12 protein-coding genes are annotated in these 17807 nt (G+C 48.8%); 8 read left to right on the top strand and 4 right to left on the bottom strand.

What is annotated here, in order from left to right; translation table 11 throughout:
• Window positions 1-40 precede the first annotated feature (40 nt).
• The 5 genes from essC to BQ4305_RS04250 all read left to right on the top strand — a co-directional run bounded on the left by essC (window position 41) and on the right by BQ4305_RS04250 (window position 10795).
• Window positions 41-4474, top strand: a complete 4434-nt coding sequence (gene essC, locus BQ4305_RS04270) for a type VII secretion protein EssC (protein WP_110926625.1) — start codon at window positions 41-43, stop codon at window positions 4472-4474.
• Window positions 4475-4489: 15 nt separating this feature from the next.
• Window positions 4490-7576, top strand: a complete 3087-nt coding sequence (gene esaA, locus BQ4305_RS04265) for a type VII secretion protein EsaA (RefSeq protein ID WP_110926624.1) — start codon at window positions 4490-4492, stop codon at window positions 7574-7576.
• Window positions 7563-8048 carry a type VII secretion protein EssA gene (essA, locus tag BQ4305_RS04260; protein WP_199880550.1) on the top strand — a complete coding sequence of 162 codons (486 nt, stop codon included), beginning with the start codon at window positions 7563-7565 and terminating at the stop codon, window positions 8046-8048. Before esaA ends, essA begins: the two co-directional genes overlap by 14 nt.
• Window positions 8049-8123: 75 nt before the next feature.
• A complete protein-coding gene (locus BQ4305_RS04255; protein ID WP_110926860.1) occupies window positions 8124-9497 on the top strand; it encodes a VWA domain-containing protein in 1374 nt (457 codons plus the stop codon).
• Between the two features lie 413 nt (window positions 9498-9910).
• Complete coding sequence (locus BQ4305_RS04250; RefSeq protein ID WP_110926622.1) at window positions 9911-10795, top strand: SDR family oxidoreductase; 885 nt, start codon at window positions 9911-9913, stop codon at window positions 10793-10795.
• 52 nt (window positions 10796-10847) lie between these two features.
• Here BQ4305_RS04250 and BQ4305_RS04245 read toward each other — a convergent pair whose 3' ends face one another.
• Entirely contained in the window at window positions 10848-11192 is a 345-nt protein-coding gene (locus BQ4305_RS04245) for a DUF6176 family protein (RefSeq protein ID WP_110926621.1), read from the bottom strand.
• A gap of 59 nt (window positions 11193-11251) precedes the next feature.
• A complete protein-coding gene (locus BQ4305_RS04240) occupies window positions 11252-11752 on the bottom strand; it encodes a DUF6141 family protein (protein ID WP_110926620.1) in 501 nt (166 codons plus the stop codon).
• 344 nt (window positions 11753-12096) lie between these two features.
• On the opposite strand from BQ4305_RS04240, the gene BQ4305_RS04230 reads away from it, so the two are divergent.
• On the top strand, window positions 12097-13404 hold the full coding sequence (locus BQ4305_RS04230) for an MFS transporter (RefSeq protein WP_110926618.1): 1308 nt from the start codon (window positions 12097-12099) through the stop codon (window positions 13402-13404).
• 97 nt (window positions 13405-13501) lie between these two features.
• Here the strand turns inward: BQ4305_RS04230 and BQ4305_RS04225 are convergent, their stop codons facing one another.
• Window positions 13502-13708, bottom strand: a complete 207-nt coding sequence (locus tag BQ4305_RS04225; RefSeq protein WP_110926617.1) for a DUF5316 family protein — start codon at window positions 13706-13708, stop codon at window positions 13502-13504.
• A gap of 341 nt (window positions 13709-14049) precedes the next feature.
• Between BQ4305_RS04225 and speB the strand changes: the two genes are divergently transcribed.
• Both speB and BQ4305_RS04215 read left to right on the top strand, forming a co-directional pair.
• Window positions 14050-15036, top strand: coding sequence for an agmatinase (speB, locus tag BQ4305_RS04220; RefSeq protein ID WP_110926616.1), 987 nt, complete (start codon window positions 14050-14052; stop codon window positions 15034-15036).
• A 51-nt stretch (window positions 15037-15087) separates the two neighbouring features.
• Window positions 15088-16491: a sodium:solute symporter family protein gene (locus tag BQ4305_RS04215; protein ID WP_110926615.1), complete on the top strand. Its 1404-nt coding sequence runs from the start codon at window positions 15088-15090 to the stop codon at window positions 16489-16491.
• 96 nt (window positions 16492-16587) lie between these two features.
• Here the strand turns inward: BQ4305_RS04215 and BQ4305_RS04210 are convergent, their stop codons facing one another.
• The gene (locus tag BQ4305_RS04210; RefSeq protein ID WP_110926614.1) at window positions 16588-17649 is read right to left on the bottom strand and encodes a permease; all 1062 of its coding nucleotides are present in this window, start codon (window positions 17647-17649) and stop codon (window positions 16588-16590) included.
• Between the last annotated feature and the right edge of the window lie 158 nt (window positions 17650-17807).

The following is a 17807-nucleotide window of genomic DNA, read 5'->3' as shown; positions in this document are numbered from 1 at the left end:
CTGAAGACCAGGAATTGGCCGGCTGCGGGAGTTGAGAATCATGAGTCGATTATGGATTTTTTATAAAGGAACGTTTCAGCTCTTTCAGCTGAAGGACAGCCGGACCGGCACGATTGTCATCGGCCGGGAGGAGAAGGATGACCTTACGATCCGTTCACTTCCAAGGGAAGAAGGCAAGGTTGAACTGCAGAAGAATGGCGATTCTTTCACGGTCCATCATAGCGGAGGTACAAGCATCCTCAGGCCGGAGGAACGGCTTGAGCTGAAAGCGGGCGCGGAGCCCCTGTCCATCTTTTATACACCGGAAGCATGGCAGGAACATCTTTATTACATAGGAGCTGAAGAGGAACTCGTTTTTTCCGGCGGAAATGAGGCAGATGTACAGCAGCCGGGGAGCCGGGGATCCTTTTCCCTATTGAGACAAAACGGGGGCTGGCATCTGATTCCTTCTGCGGACAGCTCCCTTTATCTGAATGGGATGGAAGTGAAAGAGGCCGTCAGACTGCAAAACGGAGACATCGTATGCTGGCCGTATATGCTGCTATCCATTGTCGAAGGCGATTTGCTGCAGATCGCAAGTGCGGGCCCGTTTGAAACCCGGCTGTCCGAAACGATGCAGCCGATTTCCGAAATGAAGAAGAACTATCCGGAATATCGCCGGACTCCAAGGATGATTTATGATCTCCCTGAAGAGAAGGTGCAGATTTCGTTCCCGAGCCAGGAACAGGATGATAACCAGCGGGGACTTTGGCTGATTATCCTGCCGCCTTTGCTGATGCTGACTGCGATGGGAGTCATCGCCCTGATCCAGCCGCGCGGTCTGTTTATTATTATTTCGATGGTCATGTTCACGGCAACCCTCTTCACTTCGAGTGTCCAGTATTTTCGGGAAAAGAAAAACCGCAAGAAACGGGAGGAAAGAAGGCTCCGGGTGTATACCCGTTATTTGCAGCAAAAGCGTGAAGAACTGCAGGCTTTGTCGGATAAGCAAAAACAGGTTCTTTTCTATCATTACCCGTCCTTTGAGCGGATGAAGGTGATGGCTGGCACGATCAGCGACCGGATTTGGGAACGGACGCTGGAGAGTGAGGATTTCCTCACATTCCGGCTCGGCACGGCGAAAATTCCGGCAACCTATGAGGTGGCCGTCGCAAGCAATGATATGTCGAATAGGGATATCGATGATTTGCTGGAGCAGTCTCAGGAGCTTGTCGAAGTGTATAAGAATGTGGAGGATGTGCCGCTGACGGCGGAGCTTCCAAGCGGTTCAATGGGACTTGTCGGCAAGGAAACGATTGTGAAGCATGAACTGCAGCAGCTGATCGGACAGATTGCCTTTTTCCATAGCTACCATGATGTCCGGTTTGTCGCAATTTTTCCGGAAAAGAATTATCAGGAATGGGAATGGATGAAATGGCTGCCGCATTTCCAGCTGCCCCATTCATATGCTAAAGGGCTGATCTACAATGAGCGGACCCGTGACCAGCTGCTGTCATCCCTTTACCAGATGGTGAGGGAGAGGGATCTGGATGAGAACAAGGGGAAGCGGTATTTCTCTCCCCATGTGGTGTTCATCGTTACGGACCGCAATTTGATTGAAGACCATGTCATTATGGAGTATCTGGAAGGAAAAGACAGCGAGCTCGGCATTTCGGCCATTTTTGCGGCGGATGCGAAGGAAAGCCTGTCTGAGCACGTTCACACGCTTGTAAAGTACATCAATGAGCAGGAAGGGGAAGTGCTGATTGAACAGGGCAAGGCCGTCCATACGCCATTCCGGCTGGACCGGCATGGAGCAGAAGGCAATGAAAGATATGCCCGGCTGCTGCGTTCGCTCGATCATCAGAAGGGGATGAATAATTCCATTCCTGACATGGTTTCGTTCATGGAAATGCTCGATGTGAAGGAGACGGAGGATTTGCCGATTCGGACGAATTGGCTGACAAACCAATCTTCTCAGTCGCTTGCCGTCCCGATCGGGCTGAAGGGCAAGAATGACCGTGCGGAGCTCAATCTTCATGAAAAAGCGCATGGTCCGCACGGGCTTGTGGCCGGGACAACGGGATCAGGGAAAAGTGAAATGCTGCAGACGTATATCCTGTCGCTTGCCGTGCATTACCATCCGCATGAAGTGGCTTTCCTGTTAATTGACTATAAAGGCGGGGGGATGGCACAGCCGTTCAAAAATATCCCCCATCTGCTCGGGGTCATTACGAATATTGAAGGCAGCAAGAACTTCAGTGCCCGGGCGCTCGCTTCTATCAACAGCGAGCTGAAGAAGCGGCAAAGGCTGTTCGACAAATATGAAGTGAATCATATCAACGATTACACGGATTTGTATAAAGCGGGAAAAGCAGAGAAGCCGCTGCCGCATTTATTCCTGATTTCGGATGAGTTCGCTGAATTGAAGAATGAGGAGCCGGAATTTATCCGGGAATTGGTCAGCACAGCCCGAATCGGACGGAGTCTGGGCGTACACCTGATCCTGGCGACGCAAAAGCCGGGCGGCGTGATCGACAACCAAATTTGGAGCAACGCAAGGTTCCGGATTGCACTGAAGGTACAGGATGAGAGCGACAGTAAGGAAATCTTGAAAAATGGAGATGCCGCCAATATTACAGGCATCGGCCGCGGGTATTTGCAGGTCGGCAACAATGAGGTATATGAACTGTTCCAGTCAGCGTGGAGCGGGGCTCCTTATAATGAGGACACCCTGGGAGCGGAAGAAGAAGTGGCCTTGGTCACGGACCTTGGGCTTGTCCGGATTTCAGAAGTGAATGAACAGAAGCGGGCGGCGAAGGAGAAGGTGAGCGAAATCGAAGCCGTCGTCAGGAAGGTTGTCCAGACGCAAAAAGAGATGCAGCTTGAAAAACTGGAAAGCCCATGGCTGCCGCCGCTTGAGGAGCGCCTGGCACGCAGGCAGGCACCGAACCGCAAAGAGAACGTTTTTTACATAGGATTGAAGGATGAGCCGGAGCTGCAAAGCCAGACTCCATACGAATATACCTGGATTGAAGACGGAAACATCGGGATTTTCGGTTCATCGGGCTACGGGAAATCGAATACAGTGCTGACACTGCTGATGAGTTTTGCCGAAGGCCTCACGCCTGAAGAACTTCATTATTACATTTTCGATTTTGGGAACAGCGCACTGCTGCCGCTTCGCCAGCTTCCGCATACCGGCGATTATTTCCGGTTTGACGAGCAGCGGAAGATCGAGAAATTCATGACTTTCATGAAGACGGAAATGGAGAAACGAAAACAGCTGTTTTCCGAGAAGGAAGTAAGCAGCATCAGCATGTATAATGCCCTTTCAGAAGAAAAGCTTCCGGTCATTTTTATCGCTGTCGATAACTATGACCTCGTCAAAGACGAAATGCAGGAAGCAGAAATTCAGTTCACCCAGTTTGCGAGGGATGGCCAGTCACTTGGCATTTTCATGATTTTGGCGGCGACAAGGATCAATGCGGTCCGGCTGCCGCTGATGAATACGTTGAAGACGAAGATTGTCCATTACCTGCTGGACAGCTCGGAGCAATATTCCGTCCTCGGGCGCACCCCGTATGAGAATGAACCGGTGCCGGGCCGGGCTTTGATCAAGACGGATCAGACAAGCCTTGTGCAGCTGTACCTGCCGGGAGAGGGCAAGGATGACATTGAAGTTCTGGAAGCGCTGAAGCAGGAAATCAGCGGGCAGAAGAGCAGACATCAGGACGCAAAAAGACCGCCGGCCATTCCGATGCTGCCGAAAATGCTGGACGCTGAAATCCTTAGCCGGTATGTGCCGGAGAACAGGCTGCCGGGTCTTATCCCGATCGGTCTGTCAGAGGAAAGCGTGACACCGGTTTATCTTGATCTTACAGCCAATCCTCAGCTGCTGATCCTCGGACAGTCGCGTAAAGGAAAGACGAATATGATGAAAATCATCCTGAATGAGCTTATGAAGCTGCCGGAAGCTGATATCGGTGTGTTTGACGGCGTTGATCGGGGTCTTTCCCGATATGCAGCAAAGGAACAGGTTCACTATATGGACTCCAAAGACAAAATTGCAGCATGGCTCGACCGGTGTATGGACATCTTCGGAGAAAGGGAGCGGCAATATATGGAGGCGCTTGAACAAGGGGCCACCCAGCCTGAATTTTCTCCATTGCTTCTCGCCATCGACGGCATTTCAAGATTCCAGCAGTCCATCGACAGCAAAATCCAGGATCGGATCAGCCTGTTTATCAAGCAGTACAGCCACCTTGGCTTTACCCTGATCGTCTCGGGCAATGCCAATGAATTCACAAAAGGCTACGACACCCTGACAACAGAACTGAAACAGATCCATCAGGCAGTGCTGCTGCTGAAGAAATCTGAGCAAAGCCTCTACAACCTTGCGTATTCCCGGAAAGAAGCGGAAATCCAGCCAGGGTTCGGATATTTCGTGCTGAATGGCCGTGAAAGCAAAATGCAAATACCATTATATAAGTAGAAAGAGGGAGAGTGTATGGCGGGAAAGGGAAAGGCCTTATCCTTATTAGTCAAAATCCTGATCATTATAGTCATGCCAATCGCTTTCTTTTCCTATATCGGACAAAATCCGATGAAAAGGACGGACCCGGCAACGCGTGAAATTGCCATTGTCAATGAAGATAACGGGGCGGTTATGGATGATAAGGAAATTGAGTTTGGGAAGGAAGTCGCCGGAATCTTCGGCACCAATTCGGAATATAATTGGTATGTCGTGAACCGGAGCACTGCAGAGAACGGGCTCGCGGGCAAGAGATATGACGCCGTTGTATACCTGCCTTCCGACTTTTCCAGCAACATTCTGACTTTCAACGAGGACCGTCCGGTAAAGGCCGGCGTCCAATATGAAATTCAGCCTGACCTGAATGCGGAGAACGTGGAAAAGGTCCAGAAAGAGCTGGAAAAAACGAAAAACAAGATGAATAAGTCGGTTTCGACGATGTACTGGAGCTATGTGTCCCAGTCTGTCGATGACATCCGCAAGAAATTCGACAATATTCTGGAGAAGGAAATAGCTTTCCAGACGACGATGTATCAATTCTATACCCCGAGCTCCGAAAAACTGGCCGGGGAAATCGAACAGCATAAAAAAATGCTGGAAGGCGCCTTTGCCTCCACTAAGCAAGCCGGAAGCACAAGCCAGCAGACATTGGGGGAAATGGACCAAATTAAAGCCGATGTATCTCAGTTTGTCGACAGTGTCGAAGCCTTCCAGAAATATCAGCAGACACAAAGCGACATGTTCCAATTGACCTCTGCGGAAAACAAGCAGCTTCTGCAAAACAGCATGAAGCAGTATACCGATATCTTGAACAGCGGCGCTTCGGCTGTCCCGCAATTTCAGCAAAATACGATTCCGACCTATAGCTATCAGCAGGAAGGGAGCGGTCGGAGCCTGTCCCTCAATGAGAAAGTATCGCTGATGAAAAACGGGATCCGGCAAAGCAGCCAAAATTTGAGCATGTTCTCGGACCAGCTGAAAGCCACGCAAAACCAAAAAATCAGCGAAATTTCCGAGAACCAGAGACAGGCGATGGCCAGTACGACCCAATTCGAGACGGATAACTTGAATGTGTTCCAGGCGATGCTTGCTGAAAACAGAAAAAATGTGGAGGTGCCGCCGGATCCTCCAAAGACTGACGATCCTCAGACAGACCCTGAGAATGGGGAAGAACCGGAAGGAAACAAACCGGGCATGGATCCAGGAGAAGCGCCGGATGACAAAGAGGTGAGCGGGTTTAACTCCGATGAACTGCTGGCTAAGATCGCCAGTCTGAAAGAGGAGCTCAGCGCTCTGACTCCGCCTGCCCCTGCTCCTGGAGAAAACGATCACCCAGGAGAGAATGAAGGGGAAGAAGAAGCGGGTGATGCGGGAGATGGCGAAGCAGGAGACGGAACAGAACCAGGAGCAGAACCAGAAATTGAGCCAGACCAGCCGTCTGTCCCGAATCCGTTTTTAGGTATTATCGGTTCGCTCAATGAGCTGTCCGAGAGAATCTCTGAAATGACCAATGATCATTCAGCTGCCTACCAAAGCTTGGCAGGAGAGTACAACGAACTGAATGAAAAATACCGTACATTGCTTGAGGAATATGATCTCCTTTCCTCAGAATATGACAAACTGGACGGAAGGTATACAAAAGAAAAAGAAGAAGCTAAAAAGGCAGCGGAAGAAGCTGCAGCAAAAATCGAAGACTTGCAGACGATGCAAAAAATGACGATTGATGAAATGGTCGAAAAAATAGAGGGCAAGGAAGCGGAAGTGTTAGCGGCTGCCGAAGGCCCCCGGAGAGAGCAGCTTCAAAATCTCTTCAGCCATCCTATCCTGACAAGGGATTCAGAGAAATTGATCGACTATTACGGAATGTTATCTTCTTATGGCGAAATGAAGGATAACGTAAAACAATCTCAGGAAAAAAGGAATGAGCTTTTTGCGGCAAGCTTTGCGGCAATCGAAAAATATCAGGCTGATTTCCCGGGCTTTGTCGACAATGGTGTGGGCCCGGTGAAGGACGGGATTTCTGCGAATGAACAGGACTTTGAAACATTTGCAGGCTCTGTCTCCGATTTCATCAGCCTCTATGATCAAAATGTGCAGAAAGAGCATCAGGCCATTATGGATGAACTGAATGCCATCACATCAGGAATTGATGAAGTTTCTGCTAATCTGATGACAAATACGAAGGATCCAGAAACCGATCCAGCGCCGGTTGATGGCTTGGACGGCAGTCTGTTTGTTTCCATGCAGGACAGCACAGCGGCAAGCGTAAGCCATATATCTGAAATGGTCGCATCTGTCGGAGAACGGCAGGACCAGGTCACAGAATACACCGGTGAGCTGCAAACAAAGGTTGGAACCGTGCAGCAGCGGGCAGACCAGCTGAATGCCAATTGGGCCCAGAATGTAGATTCGACGAAAAAAGTCAAAACCGATGTTTACAGTGTCCTGCATAACACGGTTGTTGACGATCAGCAAAATGATTATGTGTATGACTACCTGGCGAATCCGGTTCAGCTGAGCGGGGATGTGCTGCAAGAGGAATCGGTCAACCTGCCGCCGATCGTCATGCTGGTTATTGTACTGATCAGCGGGCTATTGATTGGATTCTTCCTGCATCATTACTCCGCTGTTCCTGTACTGGTTCACAGTGCATTGTTCCTTCTGCTGAACCTGATTGTGGGCTTGATCATCAGCATCTATGGATTGAAGATTTATCCGCTGGAAGACATTCAGGCGATTAAGTGGACGGTATTCACCACGGTTCTCCTGTTCTTCTGCTCAGCGGTTACACGCCTGGCCTTCTATATAGGGCCGTTTATCGGATCCTTGCTGGTTATTGCCATGATAGCCTTCTTTACGATGCCGCTTCTGGACTTGATTCTGCCGAACTTCAGTGTGGATCATCCAATTGCGGATATGTATATGGACATTCAATTTAACACGGCCTCCTCTTATGCAGCCGTCACGGCTGGCCTTGCAGCAGCAGCCATTCTTGCCGGCGTGCTGCCATACATTCTCGGCCGTCTGGAAGGAAAACGGGAATCGGCCCATGAAGCGGAATAAATATAAGCTGCTTCCGGCTTTTATCTTGGCCTTCCTTATCCTGCCCATCGATGCCGAGGCTGAGGAGGGCGACACAGTGGAGCCGAATTCCTATGAAGAAAAGGACGTGGACATCCGGACCGATTACTTTCATGAGGAATCACTGTTCCAGCAGAAAAAGCAGCTTTCAGAAGAGCAAAGAAAACTTACTTTTGATGAAGAAACGATTCCTCTTCGGGAACAAATCAAACCGTTCCTGTTTCAAACGATCGGAGCGGGAGAGAATCATACGGTGATTGCCAAGGCTGAGCAAGTGGGGTTATTTTCTTCAGATGAACCTTATCAGACGCAGGCGGCGGTTGAAGAGACAGACCAAAAAAACTTCCAGTTTTCCTTTGACCTGCCCATCCTGCTTGGCGTCATCGCAGCCATCGCAGCCTTCCTTCTCTTCTTCCTATTGATACCGAAGATGGGGGAAAGTGCAAAAAAATGACCTAAGGCATTCCTGGACGAAAGCATGCAAGTCTGGGAATGCCTTTTTTTAAAAAAACTGCAGGGAGATGAAAAAATGAATAAGCTGAAAACATTCATCGCATTAGCACTGTTTTCCATCCTATTGAGCGGGTGCGGTGCCTCGAATGAAGAGAAGGCTTCAGGGGATGAAAAACAGGAAAATAAGCAGGAGGAGAACGGGAAAAAGGAAAATGCGGAAAAGAAAGATGATCCAACTAAGGTGGCAGGCTCGATAGAAGAAATCGCAGCCGAAAAACCAGGAGAATATCCGGGGACGAAGTATAACAAGGCGATCGTTCACCGCGAACTGGATGACACAGCATTTGCCGATAAAGACAGTTTTGAAGTCTATCAGGCTTTACTGAAGCTGATAAGGGAAGGAAGCAATTATAAAGCGGAATATGATTTTATGGAGTCCTTTGATCCTTCCATTCAGACCGCGCTGACGGAAATGCCCGGAGGAATCAAGATTGATGACAGCGGGGAAGTCGGCGTGGAGGCCAATATCGCGGTTCTGCTGGATGCGAGCGGAAGCATGGCTCAAAAAGTGAACGGGAAAACGAAAATGGAGCTTGCCAAACAGGCAGTCGATGAATTCGTGGCCACGATGCCAGAAGGCGCGAATGTTATGCTTCGGGTATACGGACATGAAGGCAGCAATGAGGATGCCGATAAGGAAGTGTCCTGTAAAAGCTCGGAAGTCGTTTATGATCTGGCACCCTATGATTCAGGCAGTTTCAAAGACTCTCTTGGAAAGTTTCAGCCGACCGGCTGGACGCCTATAGCAAAAGCGATCGCAGATACGAAAAAAGACTTTGAAGCAGCAGGGACAGACGGGCAGAACATTATATATGTCGTCAGCGACGGAATTGAAACCTGTGACGGAGATCCGGTCAAAGCCGCCAAGGACCTCCATGATTCCAATATCGATGCCATGGTCAATATCATCGGATTTAATGTCGATAATAAAGGACAAAAGCAGCTGAGGGATGTAGCCGAAGCGGGCGGCGGAGAATTCAAGACGGTCAACAGCGCAGAAGACTTCAATAAAATTTGGGAAGCGGAACGCAGCAGGCTCTGGAACGAATGGTGGAACTGGGGCAACAAGAACTGGAGCGCTGTCTGGACAGAGCAGAACAAAAAAACCAGTGAGCTGATTGAGCAGAGAAATGCTTTTTCAAGGAAAGCCTCTGATGAACACAATCGCCTAACGGAAGCGGCAAACTATCTGGTAAACAAAGAGCAAATCAATTATGACACCTACTCGGAGGTCAACAGCCTGAGCCAGCAGCGCCAGGACATCATTAAAGAGTATTATGATCAGAAATATGAGGAACTGAAAGAAACCGTCACAGAAGAAGGGGAAAACTTAAAGACGAAGATCAGAGACAAAGAAGAAGAGATGAAAGAAAAGTATTCGAAAGACTAAGGCTGGAAGGGGACTCCCGCTTGTGAGTCTGTCTCCTCAGATTGTCGAAAAAAGGCATTGAGAGGCCCCTGAACTGCCCTCTCGGTGTCTTTTGTTATTTTGGATGAAATTGCTGTTAAAATCCGTTGATTTCTGCCCCGCCCGCGGAAAGCGTCCACCCGGAAAGGAAATCAACCTACGCTATTACATATATTTATTTTAAAAGAAAAAAGTGTGTAGACTCTCATTACATATCCCCTTCGATTAAATCCATTATTCACTCATGATTCTGACCGCCCAAAATATTTTGCGAGATGTTTTTATTAGTTTAGCAAAAAATAGAAAGGGGAAACCAAATAGGAAAGGCCTGGTTCTGTAATAAGAACCTTCGGCTTAGTGCGTGTATAACCCAATTTGATGAAGGAGTGTTTGTGATGGCTGAATCAAAAAATCCATTGACCCAATACTTTAATGAGGACTTTCCGAAACAGTATCAGGAACCGCCGGCAGTCCAGCAAAAGATGGAGCCGCTTCCGGACTGCGGGGAAACCAGCTACAAAGGAACAGGAAGACTGAAAGGGAAGAAAGCACTCGTAACGGGCGGAGATTCAGGAATCGGCCGGGCGGCAGCGATTGCTTATGCAAGAGAGGGTGCCGATATTGCGCTGAACTATCTGCCTGAAGAACAGGCGGATGCGGATGAAGTGAAAAAGCTGATTGAAGCAGAGGGGCAGAAGGCAGTTCTCCTGCCGGGCGACTTGAGCGATGAGGCGTTTTGCCGGGATTTGGTGGAACGGGCCCATGCTGAATTGGGCGGATTGGATGTCCTGGCCCTTGTTGCCGGTATGCAGCAGTCGGTTGCAGACATCGCTGACCTGTCCACGGAGCAGCTGCGCAAGACATTTGAAATCAATGTCTTCTCCCTTTATTGGACGGTTCAGGCCGCCCTGCCGCATCTAAATCCAGGAGCTTCGATTATCACGACATCTTCTGTACAAGGCTATAATCCGAGCGCGCATCTGCTGGATTATGCTGCGACCAAGTTTGCCATTAACGGCTTTACCCGCGGATTGGCCAAACAGCTGGCACCAAAAGGAATCCGCGTCAATTCTGTTGCACCCGGTCCAATCTGGACGCCGCTGCAAATTTGCGGAGGCCAGCCGAGCGATGCCATCCCTTCATTCGGTCAGAATGTACCATTGGAGCGTGCCGGCCAGCCGGTGGAACTGTCCAGTGTGTATGTGTTCCTCGCTTCTGATGAAGCAAGCTACGTGACTGCACAGATCTACGGGGTTACCGGCGGAATTGAACTGGCTTAACCCGAGAAAAAGCAATCAGCCCGATTTCTGGTTGGCTGATTGTTTTTTTGCTTTATTTCATCCGCTCTCTTATTTTTTCAGGAATCATGATGACTTCTGTGTTCAAATCAACAGGCTTAAAGGTCTCATCGATGCATTCTCTCCAATACGCTAGATGCTTTTGATCAATCCAATGCTCAGAATCCTGCACGTCTTGACCTCCTGAACCTTGGATGGAATACCAATACAAATACTCTTCGCCGTTCAGGTGCTCTCGGAAAATTGTTTCCACATACATTTTTTCGTTCTCAAGTGTGATGAGCACGTCTTTCATGTGTTGATTTAAAAAACTGAGCCATTCATCGACGCGGACCGATTTGCCCTCTTTCACTCTGAATCTCGTTAATTCTACCTTCATTTACTATCACTCGCTTCTGATTTCATATTTTATAAAAAGGAAGCTGTACCAACCGTTTGTTAAGTCTCTGCCATATCTAATGCCTTTTTGAGCGCCTCAGGGTTTCTTGTTCCAATCAGCACAGTGTTCCCCGATGCTAATCTTAATTCGATCCCTTCATTTCCCGCTATATTATAAAGGCGTCTTCCATCCAGATTTATGCGGATTCCCCATCCGCCAAACTCTTTCAGTGAATGAAAAGTGACTTTTTTATACTCGCGGATTCTTCGATAGGGAAAGTGCCGGTATGTAAAATGAAAGGGGATAAATTTTAGATAAATCCCATCATTGCGCACTTCCGTTATCATTTTCACCTGGAAGGCTAACAGTGGCAGCAATACACCGAGTAAAAACAATCCTGTATTCGGCATCGGCTTATTTCCGAATGGAATTCCAACTATCGCCTGCTGGATGAACCCCCACCAGAAAATGCCTGAGATCAAAATGCTCACGAGGATATATAAGAAATGTCTTGGTTTTTGAACTTCGCGATATAAAACAGAATCATGGTTATTGCTCAGCTCTATTCACTCCTTTCTTCGGTTGAGGATCTATACAAATTTTAACAGAAAATGGTATAGTAAAGAGAAAAAATCCATTCAGGAAGAACGGAAATGACTGATCTGGTCATCGTGAATATAAAGCCTGCAAGAAAGATCGGTATAAAATTCAGAATATTTGTAATATTAGATTGACAGTCTAACAGGTTGTATTAAAATGAAAGAGGACAGTTCACCGCGGCAGTCCCAAAAAGGAACACAGAAATATGAAAGCGTTTTAAAAAATGAAAGGGAGGGACGGAGAGGAAGGCTGCGTGGGACGCACAGTATGAAAAATGAACAGGCATTTGGGAGGGGGAAACAAAATGAAGAAAAGCCGGATTCTTTTTGCGAGCGTAGCTGGTTCGGTTATTGAATGGTATGATTTTTATTTATATGGAACGGCAACTGGCCTTATATTTTCCACTCTCTTTTTTCCTAATCATGACCCGACCGATTCCATCCTGATTGCCTTTGCGACTTTCGGGGCCGGTTATGCGGCAAGGCCGATCGGCAGTGTGCTGTTTGGGCATATGGGGGACCGGATCGGTCGGAAGGCTTCCTTGATGCTGACGCTGATTGGCATGGGCGGCAGCTCCTTTCTGATTGGGACGCTGCCGACATATGAACAGGTAGGACTGCTTGCCCCGGCACTTCTCGTTCTGCTCAGGCTGATTCAAGGACTGGCCCTTGGCGGGGAATGGGGCGGAGCGGTTCTTCTGGCAACGGAATATGCCCCTAAAGGGATTCGCGGATTGTACGGTTCCATCCCGCAGCTGGGTGTACCGATCGGACTTGTGGCCGGGACGTTCAGTTTTACCTTGATCAGTTCGCTGACAACGGATGCCCAGTTCATGGCGTGGGGATGGAGGATTCCTTTTCTGCTCAGCGGGGTTTTGATTGTGCTGGCCCTATGGATCCGGAGCGGAATTGAAGAGACACCGGCTTTCCGGGAACAGCAGGAGAAAGGAGAGCTTGTGAAGGTTCCGATCGTCGAGACGTTTCGCTCCAATTGGAAAAACGTCTTGCACTTGATCGGCTTAAAAGTGGGGGATGGACTGTTTAACGTCTTTATCATGTCTTTTATTCTTGTCTACGCCACTACTTATATCGGCTATTCGAGGGATTTGGCCTTAACCGCCGTGACGGTCAGCTGTGCGGTAATGCTGGTGACGATTCCGCTGGCAGGCTATCTGTCTGATTATATTGGCCGAAAAACGATTTATATCGGCGGCTTGATTGCAATGCTGCTGCTGGCTGTTCCGTATTTTACCATGATTGGAAAAGGAACAGTCTGGTTCTTTGTCATGCAGACTGCAATGCTCGGCATCATCTGGGGAGCCATCTTTTCGACACAGGGAACGTTTTTCTCGGAGCTGTTTCCGGCGAAGGTGCGCTATACCGGCCTTTCGGTAGGCTATCAGATTGCGGCAGCGATTGCCGGCTTCGGACCGATGGCCTGGACGGCGATGGCCGATTCTTATGGCGCCTCACCTTATGTATTCGGCGGGTTTATGATCGCCGTGCTGGCTATTTCTCTGATTCTCTCGTTCATTGCACCTGATACGAGAAAGGTTTCCTCCTATGAGGAGCAGGCGGAAACGGCTGATCAGACAAAGAGTCTCCCGTTATAAACAAGGTATGCCGGTTTCTCCGTTAAGGAGGGGCCGGTTTTTTTGATGCTGCAGTCTTTGCCCCTCAGTTCCTTTTGATTTCTTCTCTCCTGATTTTTTATAAAATATAGGCCATCCCCGCAGCCGCTAAAAAAAGAAGCCCTATCACACCGAATATCATGCCGATCCGTGTTCTGAATTTCCGATGTTCGTTTGTTTCGGAATGGAAATGGCCTCTTTCCCGCTGTCCGCCCGTCCAGGCCCCTATAAAAATACCAGAAATGAGTATGCTGATGGCTCCGGCCAAAATGAATAGTTTAACCATATATAATCCCGCCTCTCTAGTAAAGATACGTTTCAGGCGCTTCCTTTGTTTCAAAAAAAAGATTTTTCTGTTTATATGATGTGAGGATATGTGAGATTGTTTGACATACTAATAGATTTTTCCCATTTTTCTGATAGTATCTAAGAATAAATAAGTGATTTTCTCCTTTTATGTAAATTCATCTCACATTTATTGTCCCTTTTTAGTCATTTATGAATACTGCTTACCATTTTTGATTAAGGAAAAAGGACGAGAAAGCTGTGATTGTGTCTCAGACAGGACGAAAGAGTTGGCATGCTGTTTGCAAGTATAAAGGGAAAGGACTAAAGGGGGAAAATGATATGACAGTCAAATATCAGCCGGTGAATGCTCAGGAATCGCCTCGCTTCAGCGGGATTAAAACGTTTATGAGGCTTCCTTATGAAAAAACGGCAGAGGATGTCGACTTCGTGGTAGCTGGGGTGCCGTTTGATACAGGCGGAACATTTGCGGTGGGCACGCGCTTTGGCCCGGAGGCGGTCCGGTCGGTGTCTTCACTTTTGAAGCCTTACAATCCGGGACTGGACGTCGATATATTTGCCTATTGCTCGGGGGTTGATTATGGGGACCTGGATGTGAATCCCGGGTATATTGAGGATTCTTATGACAGGATCGCAAATCAGCTGAAGCCGATATTGGATCAGGCGATTGTACCGATCCTGATTGGCGGCGATCATTCGGTCTCACTTCCTCATTTGCGGGCCATGGCCAAGCGGTATGGAAAGATCAGCCTTGTTCATTTCGATTCGCATGGCGATACATGGGATACCTACTTTGGGAAGAAATTTTCCCATGGCACGATGTTCAGGAGGGCTGTGGAAGAAGAGCTCGTCGACCCTTCTGCCTCTATCCAGATTGGCATGAGGGGAGGCTTGTACGGTCCGGATGATCTCCGTGATGCGGAGGGTCTCGGCTATCAGGTTATTCCGGCCGACCGGCTGAAGAAAATGAGCGCTGAGGAATTGGGAGATGCCATTCGCAGCAGGGTCGGGTGCCAGCCGGTGTTTGTTACCTTTGATGTGGATTTTCTGGATCCTTCGTTTGCACCGGGGACAGGCACCCCGGAAATTGGCGGCTTCAGCACGTATGAAGCGCAGCAGTTTGTCAGGGAGCTCAAGGGCTTGAACCTCAAGGGATTTGATATCGTGGAGGTGCTGCCGGACCGGGATCCGACGAAAATTACCGCTCTTGCAGCGGCGGGCATTGGCTATGAATTCATTTCGCTCATTGCCTGGAATAAGCGGGAAAAAGAAGCGGAAGTAAGAGCGGTTTTAAATCGCAGGCGATAAAAAGCGGAAATAAAATTCGGAATATTCATGATATTTAAAGGGGGAAGGGAAATGGCGTTTCTTGATTTAGGGATTGTGATGGTGTATTTTCTTATGCTGATTGGTGTCGGGGTGTACAGTTCCAGAAGGGTCGGGAGTCAGAGTGACTTCCTTGTGGCCGGGAAACGGCTGGGCTATGGCCTCTATATTCCGGCGATGACGGCGGTCGTGCTCGGCGGAGCGTCCACATTCGGAAGTGCGGCCTTGGGGTATCAATACGGATTATCCGGATTATGGCTTGTAGCGATGATCGGACTCGGCATCCTGGGGATGGGCCTCTTTTTATCGAAAAAAATAAGCAAGCTTTCCGTTTTCAGTGTAAGCGAACTGCTTGGAAAGCGGTTTGGCGAAAGCAGCCGTTTTATTAGCGGACTGGTCATGGCTGTCTATGACATCATGGTGTCGGTTACCTCGATGGTGGCCATCGGTGTGATGTTTTCCGCTTTATTCGGCTGGAGCAGCATCACGTCCATCCTTGTCGGCGGGCTGATCGTTGTGCTTTATACGATGCTTGGCGGTATGTGGGCCGTCACCATGACGGATGTCATCCAGTTCTGGGTGATGTTCATTGGCATCATCCTGATTTTGCTGCCAGTCGGCATTTTCCATGCGGGCGGAGTATCCGGAATTGAAAGCCAGGTGAGCGAAGAATTCCTCAGCTTAACCCATATCGGAGGCAGCCAGATTTTCAGCTATTTCCTTCTGTATTTCTTTGGCGTCATGATCGGGCAGGATATATGGCAGCGGGCTTTTACTGCAAAGAATGAGAAAGTTCTTCGGAAAGGGACCATCTCCGCGGGAATCCTGTGCATTGTCTATGGAATCGCAGGAGCCGTGATCGGGATGACAGCAAGTGTCGTTCTTCCGGGACTGGCGGATCCGCAGCAGGCACTTCCTCAGCTGGTAATGGAAATCCTGCCGACAGGTGTCATCGGACTTTTGATTGCTGCGGTCTCTTCGGCGGTGATGTCGACGGCTTCCGGTACGATCATCGCTTCTTCCACAGTGATTGTGAATGATTTCGTTCTTTTGAAAAGTAAGAAGGAGCGGACGGACAAGCAATTGATCACGCTGAACCGGATCGTTACATTTCTTGTTGGCTGTGCGGCCATCTTCATCGCCCTTATGCTTCAGGATATCATCGTGGCTTTGGATGTGGCTTATGCGCTTCTGTCCGGCAGCATTTTCCTTCCGGTTCTGGCGGCCTTGTTCTGGAAGAAAATTTCTGCCAAGGTAGTCATGTCCTCTATGGTGGTCAGCGCCATCGTGGTGATTGTCGATTTGGTCATTGAGGGTGTCACGTCATTAAATGCCATTCTTTGGGGACTGGCGGCGTCTGCTGTCATCATGGGTATCGGCGCTTTGGTGCCAAAGAAAGAAACCATTGTGGTAGGGGAGATGAAAGAAGAAATGTAAAAAATGGCGGCTGTGAGGGACGGAAATCCTATTTTGTAAAAAGTAAAAAGGGGCACCCCGCAAGACGATGATTGTCTTGCAGGATGCCCCTTTTTCTTACAAAACAAGCATTCCGACGAGTCCGCTGATGATTCCGATCAGCGTGACAGATCCCATGACAAAGTACATGACTTTCTTAGGGAAGGATTTTGCTACGATCAACAGCGACGGCAGGCTGATGGCAGGCAGCGTAATAAGAAGGGCTGCTGCCGGGCCTCCGCCAAGACCGACGGACATGAATGTCTGGATGATCGGGATTTCGGCTGCAGTCGGGATGACGAACAGCATTCCGGCTACAGCAAAAATAATGATGGCGATCAGACTATTCGCAGCAGATTCGCTCATATGCGGGAAAAGCCAGACCCGTCCTGCGCCAAGAAGAAGAACGGACAGGACGTAGGCAGGCACAATATAGAGAAGCATGCTTCCCATTGCCTTCAGCCATCTGGAGATAAAGGAACCTTTAGGCTCTGCTTCAGCGGCCATTTCCTCTATTTCAACAGGCTCTTCGTTTTTAACAAAACGATTGGCGAGATAGCTGACACCGAATGTCAGGATCAGCCCGAAAATCAGGCGGATCAGCGTAAATTTCCAGGACAGCACAAAGGTCATGAAAATCAGTGTTGCCGGATTGATGGTCGGGTTGCCAATCCAGAAAGCAAGCGCCGCTCCGACAGATACTTTCTTTTTGCGTAGCCCGACGGCCATCGGCGCTGCACAGCAGGTGCACATCATGCCCGGCATAGAAGCGAGTCCGGCGATAGCGGTGCTTCCGAAAGACGTTTTTCCCAGCCATTTCAGCAGCCATTGTGCCGGCAATAGCACCTGAATGAGGGAACCGAGCAGAATGCCGAGAATCGCGGCTTTCCAGATTGATGAAAAGTAAACAACGGCATATTCCCAAGCGGCATTCCAAGAAGGGGAGGCATCGGACATGTTTCCGAGAATGGAGTCCCCAATGGAGTGTGTGCCTGCAGCGAGCAGGGTTTTATGGTAATATGGCCACCATTTGACATAAAGAAGTCCGGCAGCGGCAATCAGAAGAAAAGCGGCAATGAACCAGAGCGCTTTCCGGTTGGATGAGTGCCCGTGCCGGGATGGTTCGGCTAATTGTGACATGGTAACCTCCTATATGAATAGAAATATATTTTTTTCGACAAATCATTATACCATAAATTTGAAATCTGTTAGGATCTGGCGATTGGATTTTTGAAGCATGTTTATGTATTTATTTGTAAAGTAGTCTATAATGGAGATATAAAGTGTAAAAGAAGGGT

It is taken from the genome of Bacillus massiliglaciei (genome assembly GCF_900098925.1).
Classification (GTDB): domain Bacteria; phylum Bacillota; class Bacilli; order Bacillales; family DSM-1321; genus Peribacillus; species Peribacillus massiliglaciei.
Note: the sequence above shows the minus strand (reverse complement) of the source record. Positions and strands in the feature narration are given on the sequence as shown.

Coding starts and splice junctions, on each gene's coding strand:
- essC (WP_110926625.1), top strand. CDS start 41: ATGAGTCGATTATGGATTTTTTATAAAGGAACGTTTCAGCTCTTTCAG.
- esaA (WP_110926624.1), top strand. CDS start 4,490: ATGGCGGGAAAGGGAAAGGCCTTATCCTTATTAGTCAAAATCCTGATC.
- essA (WP_199880550.1), top strand. CDS start 7,563: ATGAAGCGGAATAAATATAAGCTGCTTCCGGCTTTTATCTTGGCCTTC.
- BQ4305_RS04255 (WP_110926860.1), top strand. CDS start 8,124: ATGAATAAGCTGAAAACATTCATCGCATTAGCACTGTTTTCCATCCTA.
- BQ4305_RS04250 (WP_110926622.1), top strand. CDS start 9,911: ATGGCTGAATCAAAAAATCCATTGACCCAATACTTTAATGAGGACTTT.
- BQ4305_RS04245 (WP_110926621.1), bottom strand. CDS start 11,192: ATGAAGGTAGAATTAACGAGATTCAGAGTGAAAGAGGGCAAATCGGTC.
- BQ4305_RS04230 (WP_110926618.1), top strand. CDS start 12,097: ATGAAGAAAAGCCGGATTCTTTTTGCGAGCGTAGCTGGTTCGGTTATT.
- BQ4305_RS04225 (WP_110926617.1), bottom strand. CDS start 13,708: ATGGTTAAACTATTCATTTTGGCCGGAGCCATCAGCATACTCATTTCT.
- speB (WP_110926616.1), top strand. CDS start 14,050: ATGACAGTCAAATATCAGCCGGTGAATGCTCAGGAATCGCCTCGCTTC.
- BQ4305_RS04215 (WP_110926615.1), top strand. CDS start 15,088: ATGGCGTTTCTTGATTTAGGGATTGTGATGGTGTATTTTCTTATGCTG.
- BQ4305_RS04210 (WP_110926614.1), bottom strand. CDS start 17,649: ATGTCACAATTAGCCGAACCATCCCGGCACGGGCACTCATCCAACCGG.